The organism is Moorena bouillonii PNG (genome assembly GCF_001942495.1).
In the GTDB taxonomy this organism is placed as follows: Bacteria; Cyanobacteriota; Cyanobacteriia; order Cyanobacteriales; family Coleofasciculaceae; genus Moorena; species Moorena bouillonii.
The window spans coordinates 7,915,259-7,926,801 of sequence record NZ_MKZS01000001.1; the positions used below are offsets into that span (position 1 = coordinate 7,915,259).

Below are 11,543 nucleotides of genomic sequence, written 5' to 3' on the forward strand. Positions count from 1 at the left end.
AGCCACCAGCGGCAAAGGTGAGCATGATCACTGCTGAAAGCAACATACCAGGACTTAGTAACAGAACTAACATCAAAAAATCATGGGATTCCATAATCGTAAACTCTCCTAACTGCTTCTTTACTACCTTAACCTGCTACAAAGGCTAATCCCGGAAAATCAAGAATTTATCAAGAATTCGTAAGCGGTCAGCCCTCAGCGGTCAGCCCTCAGCGAAAGGCCTTTGGCCAAGCTACGCGAACAGCGGTGAGCTAAAAGCTCACGCGTGCGCGTTCAGCTTCAAAAAAAACATCGTTCGCGTGTGGCACAGGCTTTGGCCTTGGCCTTTGGCCACGCGGGGCGCGTTTGGCCACGCTGTGCGAACGACGCTGGGATTTAACTCAGTATTAAACGAATGCTTACCTCTTTTATTCAAAAGCTGAACGCGCACGCGTGCGCGTAGCGCATTAGCTGATAGCTGAATTGTCCTTAACTTGGAGCAGGAGAATAACGAATTTATCAGCATCTTCTAGTTGCTGTTAAACGTAGGATGGGTTTACCCTGGGAATCAGTTTACAATACCTTGTAATTTAAGTTTGAAACCGGGAAGCACTGCTTCTCCAGATAACTCTTTGGGATTATCTATAACCTCAGTGTTTTGTCCTGAGCGATAAATTTCAACCCGTCGATTCTGAGGGTCAATCAGCCACCCCAAGCGCAAGCCATTGTCAATATACTCTTGCATTTTTGCCTGTAGCTCCTTGAGACTGTCAGACTTTGATCGCAACTCAATTACGAAATCAGGACAGACTTTAGGGAAAGTTTGTTTTTGTTCCTCTGTCAGTGCATCCCAGCGGTTACGTGACACCCAAGAGCTATCAGGGGAACGATTGGAGCCATTGGGAAGTTCAAATCCGGTAGATGAGTCAAATGCTTCTCCTTGTTCCGGGTTTTCCTCATACCAATTGCCCAATTGCCTGCTAATACTTAGATTTCTTTTACCGGTTTCCCATCCTGTTGGTGGATTCACAATCAATTTTCCCTCAGCAGTTCTTTCTAATCTCAGGTCTCGGTTAGCATTAGCTAACTGTTCAAACTGTTGGTGACTGACGTTGAGGTCCAAAGATTGTGGAACTATTAGCTTTAGTAGGGGTTCTAGTTGACTTGACATAACCGTTAATCCTTGGAATTGAGATATAACGAGAGAGCAGAAGATAAAGAACTCACGTCGGTTAATTTTACTGGGATTATGGGGAGTTTATCTAAGTCGCGTTCGCTTTTAGCGGAAGCTTAGCTTCATCGCCTTTGGCGTGGCCTACGGCCAATCGCTTAATGGATAATTGAGCAGGGAAAACAAAGGTTGGGCAATCTGCGAACATTTATCTTGCTGTTCATTCTTGTCCTGATTCAAAAATTTTATCGACGATCTCCTGCCCAAGATGCCACATCATCCTCCGACCAAGGGAATGGCGGATTGCTGCTATAGTCAATAAAATAGTCGTAGCCTAACTGGTCATAAAGCTCATCCACTAATGTCTGTAATTCTACCATTGGTTCGGTATCCCCAGGAAGAAGGGGAAGCCGAAAAGAGGGAATGCGTTCGCCTTTGGCGTGGCCTACGGCCAATCGCATAAATTAAAAAGGTACAAGTCAGCCGTGGGACGGGTATTAGAACGACTGACTAATATCCGATAATGACTGGGATTACTGCTGTTAGAAACAGGTAGAGGTTCCCCATCTCGCAACAGGTCAATTTCGACCAAATGAGTCATACTCTCGAATATCTGCTGCCGTTTGGCCTCGTATTTCTGACGCCCTTCTCCTCGTTTATTGGCAGGAGAGATAACTTCAATCGCTGTCACCACTTCCTTAGTGGCTACATCTTTAACCTCGATGTAGGATTGTCGGACTTCTTCTCGTAAAGGAACAGCTACCTTAATCGGTTGAACTAACGGTTCAGATACCGCAACTGCTGTAGCCATTGCAGCTGAAGCATCTCGGCTTTGTTGAACCGTAACATCGGGTCTACCAATGGCAATCTTGGTTGAGCCAGCAATCTTATAAACCCACTTATCCGTGACTACCCGATATTTAGGTAGCAGTTTCGGAATTAATGCTCTAGCCAAAGCCGCCACCAATTGGTTGTGGAAATCCGACCAATATTCCGGTTGTTCGAGGTAGGGATGAATCCCTGGAAATGGGTTAGTCATATAGCATTTTGATTTGAGTTGTAAACATACTTCCTTAGAGCTGATTCGTAAACTCGCACTAAACCTTGTAGGATAAGGCTTGCGCTAAAATAGAACAATTGAACTATTTAATACCGAAAAGACAATCATAGCAAGGCTTTCAGACTTCTTAAGATTTACTTGACGAATCAGCTCTAAGGGGGCCTTGCCCCAAACCAACTATCAGCTGATATGGCTGAGAAAGGTACCGAGTAAATTCCAGAATCTTTTCCCTAGCCAAGCTGATAAAACTCCACAGTAAATGGAGAAGCCTATGCTTAAAAGCATTATTGTATTCAAAGATATCTCTACATGCCAAAGCCATCGATAGATAGACATGATAGCGATGCCCACCAGTAATCCGGCAGCCGCACCTGCTGCCGCCTGAGTTAATACTTGTCTTGCAGTAGGTTGAGTCGTTTCTGTTTCCATAACTAGAGGCTCCTCGTTAGTATCGTTAGCAATTTTGCACGGGACACACAGCAGTGTGCCCCCAATCTCAATCTATTAAATTAATTCACCTTGGATGCAATCAATTCCTGACCCGCTTGATAAAGTGTTAGTCCGTTAACCGTTTCATCTGCTGAGAAATTGAATTGAATCGTGATATCTGCAACCTGAGCCAAGAATTTAGTTTCTGGCAAAATTCATCCCACACTCATGCTGCGCATTGAGATGTGGGATAAATTTTCCACAGAGTCTTTCACAAAAGACCAATCGATGTGTTATACTCATAATACTGACTTTCAAAGCCGTTCGCGTAGCGTGGCCAAAGGCCATAAATGCTGGAAAGTTGGTCAAACATTATTAAACAAAAGACCAAAAAAACAGAGCGGCAGGGCAGTCCGTTCTTAAAGCCCAGCGCCTCCTAAGCAATAGCTGGATTGGCTGGGAAGCCCACACTGAACTCAAAGAGTCAGTGTGGGAGCTGTCACTTTCTGAAACAGGGTAAAGGGTAAACGCTTCCTGCCCTGTGGCTTGGGCGAGTAGTTGTTGTTCCTCGACTCGAATAGCGATCTCCATATTAGGGAGTAATTGGTAGGTTCCCAAATAGCGGTTGTAAATTGCTGGGTCAAGTTCAACAATCTCAGGCTCACCGGATTAATTAACTGTGACAGTGTCAATATCAACAGTTAATTTGTCTAGTTGAGCCTGTACCTCTGAAGACATCTCAGCCTGGTAACGTCCGCCTAAATGTTCAGCTAAAAACTTCTCTAATGCAGCTGTCATGGCCAGTGAGTTGATCTCCTTACGGAAACCATGGCCTTCATCCGGGGCAATCAGATATTCCACGGGTCGGCCTAAATCTCGTAATGCGGCCACAATTTGGTCTGACTCCGCTTGCTTAACTCGGGGATCGTTGGCTCCCTGAACCACCATCAGCGGGGCCTGAATTTGGTCGGCGGAAAACAGGGGTGACTGGGCTTCTAGACGGGTGCGATCGCTCGGATCATCTGGATCTCCCAGCCGCAGAGCAAAGGTAGCCTTCATCGATTCCCAATAGGGGGGAATTGACTTGAGCAAGGTAATCAGGTTCGATGGCCCCACATTGGATACGCCAACGGCATAGATATCTGGTGTAAATGCCAAACCAGCTAGGGTGGCATAGCCTCCATAGGAGCCACCAAAAATTCCCACACGCTCGGGATCGGCAATCCCTGCATCAATCAGATACTGCACGCCATCCGTCAGGTCATGCTGCATCGCACCCGTGCCCCATTCGTTGTTACCGGCATTGAGAAAGGCTTTACCATAGCCAGTAGACCCTCTAAAGTTGGGTTGGAGAACGGCGTAACCGCGATTAGCGAGAAACTGGGTAAACGGCCTGTACCCCCACATATCTCGTCCCCAAGGTCCACCGTGGGGCATGACAATCACCGGTAGCTTGACTGGGTTTACCCCCTGGGGCAGGGTCAGATAGGCTGGAATCTCTAGACCATCACGGGCTGTATAGCGGATCGGCTGCATGGTGGCCAAATGTTGCCTGGGCAGCTCTGGCCGATCATCGTAGAGTTTTTCCAGGGTTTGAGTACTACGATCAAATAGATAAGTAGACCCAGGATTCACATCGCTCCGGGTTCTAATCAACGCAAAGCGATCATCGATAGTAAGGGATTGCAACACAATATCAACGTCGGGCAGCTGTTGTTTCAGAAAGGCTAGATCAGCCGCTATCTTGTCGTTTTGAGGATAGATGCGGATGCGATCGCCAACATAGGAGGTAGCAATCAACTCATCAGTCGCTTCTGAAAACACTGCACGGCCAAAATCCACCTGGTTTTCAGGATCAACTTCCACGACCTGACTCTGCTGGCTTTCGAGATTAAGCAGCTTTAACTGCATTAAATTCCCATCCCGATTGCTGATCAGATACACCCGTTGGCCATCTTTATGAAAGCGAATGGGGACACAGGTTTCTTCAATTCGACAGGTGTAAACAGGTGTTAATCCATCTTTTTGCACCGCCAGAATCTCATGCCCCCCTTCCAGGGTTTGGCGATAGCCGATGCGCACATTACCGTCTAAATCGGTTGTCCAGAGGGCAATATTCTCGTCATTTTGAATCAGCAGCGTCCGCTCGCCTGTTGTCAAATCCAAACGATAGACATCATGAAACTGGGGATTGCGCTCGTTAAGACCGATAATGATGTGGTTGGGAGTCCGTTTAGGAACGCTATAGATCATGGCCGTAATCCCCTCTACAGGGGTTAAATCGCGGGTTACCGGGCTAGTCTCACCTAAAGATTTAGCTTCAACCGCATAAATGTGAAAATTCTCATTGCCCCCTTTATCCTGGGCGTAGAGAATGTAACGACCATCGGCGCTCCAAAAGTAAATTATAATTGGGCTTTCAGCATCAGCCGTGACTGGACGAGCAGCTTCCATCGGTTCATCGATGCCCTTAACCCACACATTGATCACGCCATCTAGAGGTTTTTGAAAGGCCAGAAACTTACCGTCGGGGGAAAGCTGGGCACCCGTAATCTCTGGATCGCCAAAGAATAGTTCCCGCTGAAGTAACGGTGCTAGAGCGGTCTGACTTTCAGCAGCGCTAGCAGTTTTTGCCGTTAGGGGCAGCGGTGGATTGCCAAGGCTAAAACCCATCAAACTAATAGAAATCATCAAACCTGCACCAAATTGAAATTGTTTCATAACAAACCGTATCCTCTGAAGAGTTGCTTATAATTCAATATTAAACAGGCCATTTCAAACTGACTATAGCGAAAGGTCATATGGATACATGACGTTTGTCATGGAAATTTATCCATAAGTTTCATAAGCTGTAGAAGCAGTCATAAACATTGGGTAAGCTGATGTCAGCTCGGACAACTCCTCAGGTTTCCACCATTAATCCTTCAATTCCCAAAATCCTGCGCTATGTGGAATGGGCATTCTTAGTCATGGTGACCCTGAGACTGATTTTTCTCATCCTGAATAAATCATTGCCCTATGAGGCCAATAACAGTGACTATCTAGTCTTCTGCGTATTAGGAGTTTTGGCCATTCTGAGCTTTTTCTTTCCAATTCGTCGCCCCATGTGGCAGCGACGAGCCTATATCTTTGCCGAAATTGCCTGTCTGTTACTGACACGTATCTTTAGTCAGGTGGGTTTGGATCTCTTTCTCTTTCTATACTTAGCCAAAAGCTGTTTTCTGTTGCGTCGTCGGGACGTGATCATCACGGTTGTTTTAGCCGGTATTGCCTGGCATATAGGTTTTGCGTGGCAGTTTATGAATGGTTTTCTAACTGATCTCTCAAACCCAATTGAAGAGCAGAAAGCTCTTTTTGAAGAGCGAGTAAAAATGATCCAAGAGGCTCCCCAAGTATTGCTTGCAGATATGATTTTCAATAACCTTGTACTCTATATTTCTATGAGCATACTGATTCTTCTGCTCTGTTTAACCTTAGTAGCTGAGTACAGGAGTCGTCAGCAAGCAATCGCCTTGACTCAGGAAGTTGAATTGCTAGCCGCAGATTTAGAACGCACCCGCATTGCTCGCGATATTCATGATTCATTGGGGCATACTTTGACCTCCCTTGATGTGCAGCTAGAATTAGCACAACGACTCTACGAACGAAACTCTAATAAGCTTCAAGCAGCGTTAGAGACGGCCAAACTGCTGGCCAGCCAATCCTTACAAGAAGTGCGTCGGGCAGTGACCACCATGCGAGAAGAGACCTTTGATCTCAATAAGGCGCTGCCACAGCTGCTGGAATCTTTTACATCCAACCCCTCCATAACGGTTAAAAGCAAAATAGATTTGCCCCAGCTGCCGTTACAAACCAATCATCAGCTTTACTGTGTGGTTAAGGAAGGATTAGAAAATATCCGCAAACACAGTCAAGCCCAGGTTATTCACCTCCGGGGATATGCTTCTGCTGATGCGGTTATCCTTGAACTAAAGGACGACGGTATTGGCTTTGATATTGCTAAACCCACCCAGGGTTTTGGCCTCAGGGGTATGCAGGAGAGAGTTCAGCTGATAGGCGGATCGATACAATTAGATAGCACACCGGGACAAGGCACCTGTATTCAGATTAGGATACCACGATGATTCGACTTCTATTGGCTGATGATCAACCCATCTTTCGTCAGGGACTGGCGGCACTGTTGTCCCTGGAGGATGATCTCGAGGTGGTGGGTGAAGCCAATCACGGTGAAGAAGCCATTGCCCTCACCCAGAGGTTACAGCCTGATATTATCTTGATGGATGTGCGGATGCCCATCTGCGATGGTGTGCAAGCAACCCGAGAAATCCATACCCGCTACCCCTGGATTCGGATTCTAGTCTTAACCACCTTTGACAATGATGACTATGTGTTCCAGTCTCTTCAGGCTGGGGCCTTGGGATATTTGCTTAAAAGCACTCCAGCCCCTAAGGTGGCAGCGGCCATTCGCAGTTTGCATCAGGGATACAGCCAATTAGGTCCTACCATCGCTCCGAAGGTGTTTTCTCAACTGAATAATACCCAACCTGAACGGGAAAAAACAGATTATCATGCTCAATTCAATCAGCGGGAACTAGAGATCCTGAAGCTGTTGGGACAAGGTAAAAGCAATCGAGAAATTGCAGCCGCCCTTAATCTGACCGAAGGCACGATTAAAAATCATCTAACTAATATTTTCTGTGAGTTGGATGTTCGCGATCGCACTCAGGCTGCCCTCTGGGCCTATCAGAATCTTTAATGTGCATGATATTAAACTATTTTATCACTATTTTATCTGGTAAATCATCATAGCAGAGCTTTTTTGGGAAAAACTAAACTGCCAGAAGCAAACCACCGGAGGATTACCTGAGTTCGCAATCAGGAGCAAAATACCCTGGAGTACATCACTATACATGATGGCCTTTAATCCTCCTACCTCACTGTAAACCAGCATAATCACAACCATAATAACTGCCCAGGCCCACATCGGAATAGCTTCGGGAAAGGCTGCATGAAAAAAAGTAGCGACTCCCCTGATTTGAATAGCGACATACGGTACGAGAAAGATAAAGGCTCCTCCGAAGGCTACGATTCCAGCCATTTTTGATTGATAGGCATTTTGTAAAAAGCCTGCCATACCCAGATATTCTGTTGAACGGGCACGTTTCCTCAATTCAAAGCCCAGCCAAACGATCCCAAATACCATGACAGCATCTGAAATCATGAGGAATATCCAGGCTCCTACTCCATGTTGTCGGAAAAAATCCGGCATTCCTAATAAAGTAAAGGTGCTGAATAAGGTCGCTGCGAAAGTGAAAAACCCCAGAACCGCACCAATGCTGGAACCTGCCATGAGGTATTCTTTTGAACTTTTTTCCTGACTTCTACTTCTGACAGCCAGCAGGACAAGTATCCCGATATAAATGGCACCTATGATGCCTAGTGTTAGTAGCATGAGTTATTTTTTGAGGCTTATTTGTGATTGCTGGGATGTAAATGTGTAGCCAGCCAGGTGAGGCCAACCAATATTATGGATTGCAATATTCCGGTCCATAAGGTGTAGGGCATACCCATCCATGTGGGTTTCCAAATTCCATGAGGAGTGATCAGTGGGGTAAAAGTAAGTAGCGCCACGATAAGAGCGGCGATGCAGCATAAGCTCCAGGCTAGTTTTTTATTCATGAGTAGTAGTTTTTGAGTTGTAAGGGGTTGAAGTGTTGTAGTGTTGTAGTGTTGTAGTGTTGAAGTGTTATAGTGTTGTAGGTTCTTTTGAGTAATAATTTACTGCAGAACTACAACACTTCCGAACTATAACACACTTTGCTTATGTCATAACCTGCCCATCTCCAATCCTCCATCTACCATAATGACTTGTCCGGTAGAGTAGGGGAAATTTCCTCCAAGCAAAGAAGCCACAGCTTTTCCAACATCTTCTGGCAGCCCCCACCTTTCCTGCACGGCCAATCCCTCTTCTAATAGCAGCTTGTCATACTTTTGCTTAACAGCCGCAGTCATATCAGTTTTTATTACTCCAGGTCTGACTTCATATACCATGATATTTTCCTTTGCCAGACGGGCTGCAAACAATTGACTCATCATGGCCATACCTGCTTTGGAAATACAATACTGCCCTCTGTTTACTGAAACCATGGTGGCAGATACGGAAGACATGTTTACGATATACCGGAGACTATCATTTCCCTGCTTCAGCATCTCCTTTGCAACCAATTGAGAAAGAAAAAAAGATCCCTTGAGGTTGATGTTCAGCACCCGGTCAAAACTTTCCTCGCTCATATCAAGCAGGTCCTTTCTTTCTTTAGGGGCTACTCCTGCATTGTTTACGAGGGCATCTATCCTGCCCCATTGATCCAGGCATTTTTGAAGGATAGCCTGCCGATCCTCTTGTTCTCCCACATTCCCCTGACAGTAAACAACTTCAACCTGATATTTCCTCAAATCCTCAAGCAGTCCAGATACGGCAGATTCATCTCTCATTCCATTGATAGCCAGATTCCAACCTGCTTCAGCCAGAGATCTGGCTATGCCTAAACCAATCCCTCTGCTTCCTCCTGTTATGAGTGCTACTTTATTCATACCGTTAGTTCTTCTAGGTCTACCCAGGCTCTCTTTTCCCAACTTTCAATTCCTTTCTCTGCCAACTGAATGCCCTTGGCTCCCTCAAGAAGATCGTAGGCGAAACTTCCTCCCTGGTGAATATATTTCAGGAACATTTCCCATTGTACCTTAAATGCATTGTCATATGCTTCCTGTTGAGGAACTTTGCTCCAGTCTTCATAGAAATTGATAGGTTGAGGAACATCAGGATTCCAGACAGGTTTTGGGGTATTTCCATAATGCTGTATATAACATTCCCTCAGCCCCGCTACAGCTGATCCTTTGGTTCCATCAACTTGCAGGGTCAACAAATCATCCCTTCTGACACGTACCGTCCAGGAGGAATTGAAATGGGCAATGATGTCTCCTTCCAGTTCGAAGGTAGCATAGGCAGCATCATCGGCTGTTGCTTTATAGGTATTACCATTTTCATCCACTCGCTCTGAAATATGGGTCGCTCCCATGCAGGAGACGGATTTCACCTTCCCGAAAATATTATCCAGTACATATCTCCAATGGCAAAGCATATCCACTATGATACCCCCATCGTCTTCTTTTCGGTAATTCCAGGAAGGTCTATTTGCCGGTATACTATCTCCTTCGAAAACCCAGTAGCCAAATTCCCCCCGCACGGACAGGATCTTTCCAAAGAATCCATTTTGGATCAAGCGCTGTATCTTCAATAGGCCCGGCAACCAGAGTTTATCCTGAACTACCCCATGTTTTATTCCTTTGGCTTCCGCCAGTCTATAAAGTTCAAGCGCTTCCTCCAGACTTGCTCCGGATGGCTTCTCACAATAAACATGTAAACCCGCGTCAATGGCTTTTTTTACCCCTTCAAATCTTCTGCCTGTTATTTGGGAATCGAAGTAAATCTGGTAAGCACCTTCCTTTAAAACTGCATCCAGATCTGTACTCCAGGCATCCATTCCGGAGATTTCGCAGAGGTGTTTGAGTTTATTCTCATTTCTGCCCACAAGGATGGCATAGGGCATGATGCATTCATTGGCATTTAATTTCACTCCCCCTTGTTCTCGAATCGCAACGATAGACCGGAGTAAATGCTGGTTGGTTCCCATGCGACCGGTAACCCCATTCATGATAATGCCTAGTTCATGTACTTTCATATTTATTAGCTATAATTCAGGATTTTTGTTGATATGCTTCTATGATTTGTTTGAGAAAAGTTTTTTGGTCCATAGACCAATATTTGTTGCTAAAGATTTCAACTTCGTGAAATCCTTTAAAACCGGCTTCTTCTATCCAGCCTCTAATTTTTTGTAAAGGAATGCAGCCTTCGCCCATCAATCCTCTGTCATTCAACATATCTTCTGGCGGGTATTTCCAATCACAAATATGGTAGGCCAATAAATTTCCCTGTTTACCAGCTCTCAGAATTTCCTCCTTTAGATTCTCTTCCCACCAAAGATGATAGACATCAACCACTACTCCTGCATATTCATCTTTCAATCGCTCGGCCATATCATTGGCTTGCTTCAGGGTATTGATGGCAGAACGAGTATCTGCATACATAGGGTGCAGGGGTTCAATGCCTAATTTAACCTTATGTTCTCTGGCAAATGGAAGAAGATGTTCTATGCCTGATTCAATTTGAGCACGAGACTCTTCGAGGCTTTGATCGGGTTCGGCCCCACAAACCAGAACCAGCAAGGGGGCGCCTACTGCAGCAGCTTCCTCAATCATTTGCTTATTATGGCTAATTGCTGCAGCTCTTTTTTCCGGGCTGGTCGAGGGGAAAAACCCTCCTCTTACATAGGAGACTACTTCAAGCTCATAAGATGCTATTAGTTCTCCCGCTTGCTGAGCCCCCATGTCTTCTATGGCATTTTGCCAAACACTGATTCCTTTTACTCCTTCTGCACTATATTCATCCAATGCCTTTTCCAGAGACCAGGGCCTGGTAGTAATGGTATGGATGCAAAGTTTATCTAAATCTGGCTTATTCATGGCATTCAGTCCTCGATGCATCTGTAAAAGGTGTAATAAGCTTCCTCTTGGATGATCCTCTGCAGGTAGAGGGCCAATTCTCTAAGGTGATAATCTCCCCACATACAGGATTCGCCCTGAGGGATTTTATACCCGGGAGGAATATAGTCCCATCCATTTGGATGATGGTAGATGCTGTGAAGGAGTAAACCGTGATGATTTGGGTCAGTGCTAAGATAGGGCTCGGAAAAAAGTGCCTGACTTACGGTTAAACCTGCCTGCCAGTATTTCTGAGCGGCTTCCGGTTCTGATTTTTCCAGAAATTTCCCCAACCTCAATAGTCCC

At 45.5% G+C, this 11,543-nt stretch carries 12 protein-coding genes and 1 pseudogene; 2 read left to right on the forward strand and 11 right to left on the reverse strand.

Features of this window, described 5'->3' with window-relative positions; translation table 11 throughout:
* Positions 1–547 precede the first annotated feature (547 nt).
* The 6 genes from BJP37_RS32295 to BJP37_RS32315 all read right to left on the reverse strand — a co-directional run bounded on the left by BJP37_RS32295 (position 548) and on the right by BJP37_RS32315 (position 5,360).
* Entirely contained in the window at positions 548–1,150 is a 603-nt protein-coding gene (locus BJP37_RS32295) for a Uma2 family endonuclease (protein WP_075905136.1), read from the reverse strand.
* 245 nt (positions 1,151–1,395) lie between these two features.
* On the reverse strand, positions 1,396–1,611 hold the full coding sequence (locus tag BJP37_RS43060) for a DUF4058 family protein (protein WP_229415519.1): 216 nt from the start codon (positions 1,609–1,611) through the stop codon (positions 1,396–1,398).
* Positions 1,596–2,189, reverse strand: coding sequence for a DUF4058 family protein (locus BJP37_RS32300; RefSeq protein WP_229415520.1), 594 nt, complete (start codon positions 2,187–2,189; stop codon positions 1,596–1,598). Before BJP37_RS32300 ends, BJP37_RS43060 begins: the two co-directional genes overlap by 16 nt.
* Before the next feature lie 201 nt (positions 2,190–2,390).
* Positions 2,391–2,639, reverse strand: a complete 249-nt coding sequence (locus tag BJP37_RS32305) for a hypothetical protein (protein WP_075905138.1) — start codon at positions 2,637–2,639, stop codon at positions 2,391–2,393.
* A gap of 80 nt (positions 2,640–2,719) precedes the next feature.
* Positions 2,720–2,851: a hypothetical protein gene (locus BJP37_RS44140; RefSeq protein ID WP_269087102.1), complete on the reverse strand. Its 132-nt coding sequence runs from the start codon at positions 2,849–2,851 to the stop codon at positions 2,720–2,722.
* 457 nt (positions 2,852–3,308) lie between these two features.
* Entirely contained in the window at positions 3,309–5,360 is a 2,052-nt protein-coding gene (locus tag BJP37_RS32315; protein ID WP_075905142.1) for a S9 family peptidase, read from the reverse strand.
* A 161-nt stretch (positions 5,361–5,521) separates the two neighbouring features.
* Here BJP37_RS32315 and BJP37_RS32320 point away from each other — a divergent pair, with 161 nt between their 5' ends.
* Together BJP37_RS32320 and BJP37_RS32325 are read left to right on the forward strand one after the other, a co-directional pair.
* Positions 5,522–6,763, forward strand: a complete 1,242-nt coding sequence (locus BJP37_RS32320; RefSeq protein WP_075905144.1) for a sensor histidine kinase — start codon at positions 5,522–5,524, stop codon at positions 6,761–6,763.
* The gene (locus BJP37_RS32325; protein ID WP_075905146.1) at positions 6,760–7,395 is read left to right on the forward strand and encodes a response regulator; all 636 of its coding nucleotides are present in this window, start codon (positions 6,760–6,762) and stop codon (positions 7,393–7,395) included. The genes BJP37_RS32320 and BJP37_RS32325 overlap by 4 nt, the downstream gene beginning before the upstream one ends.
* A gap of 27 nt (positions 7,396–7,422) precedes the next feature.
* Here the strand turns inward: BJP37_RS32325 and BJP37_RS32330 are convergent, their stop codons facing one another.
* The 5 genes and pseudogenes from BJP37_RS32330 to BJP37_RS42050 all read right to left on the reverse strand — a co-directional run.
* Positions 7,423–8,091: a sodium:solute symporter family transporter gene (locus BJP37_RS32330; protein ID WP_075905148.1), complete on the reverse strand. Its 669-nt coding sequence runs from the start codon at positions 8,089–8,091 to the stop codon at positions 7,423–7,425.
* A 374-nt stretch (positions 8,092–8,465) separates the two neighbouring features.
* Positions 8,466–9,230 carry a 3-ketoacyl-ACP reductase gene (locus BJP37_RS32340; RefSeq protein WP_075905152.1) on the reverse strand — a complete coding sequence of 255 codons (765 nt, stop codon included), beginning with the start codon at positions 9,228–9,230 and terminating at the stop codon, positions 8,466–8,468.
* Positions 9,227–10,378 carry a Gfo/Idh/MocA family protein gene (locus tag BJP37_RS32345; RefSeq protein WP_075905154.1) on the reverse strand — a complete coding sequence of 384 codons (1,152 nt, stop codon included), beginning with the start codon at positions 10,376–10,378 and terminating at the stop codon, positions 9,227–9,229. The genes BJP37_RS32340 and BJP37_RS32345 overlap by 4 nt, the downstream gene beginning before the upstream one ends.
* Before the next feature lie 16 nt (positions 10,379–10,394).
* Positions 10,395–11,219, reverse strand: a complete 825-nt coding sequence (locus BJP37_RS32350; protein ID WP_075906681.1) for a sugar phosphate isomerase/epimerase family protein — start codon at positions 11,217–11,219, stop codon at positions 10,395–10,397.
* A 5-nt stretch (positions 11,220–11,224) separates the two neighbouring features.
* A pseudogene (locus BJP37_RS42050) lies at positions 11,225–11,543 on the reverse strand (glycosyl hydrolase); the annotation flags it as partial.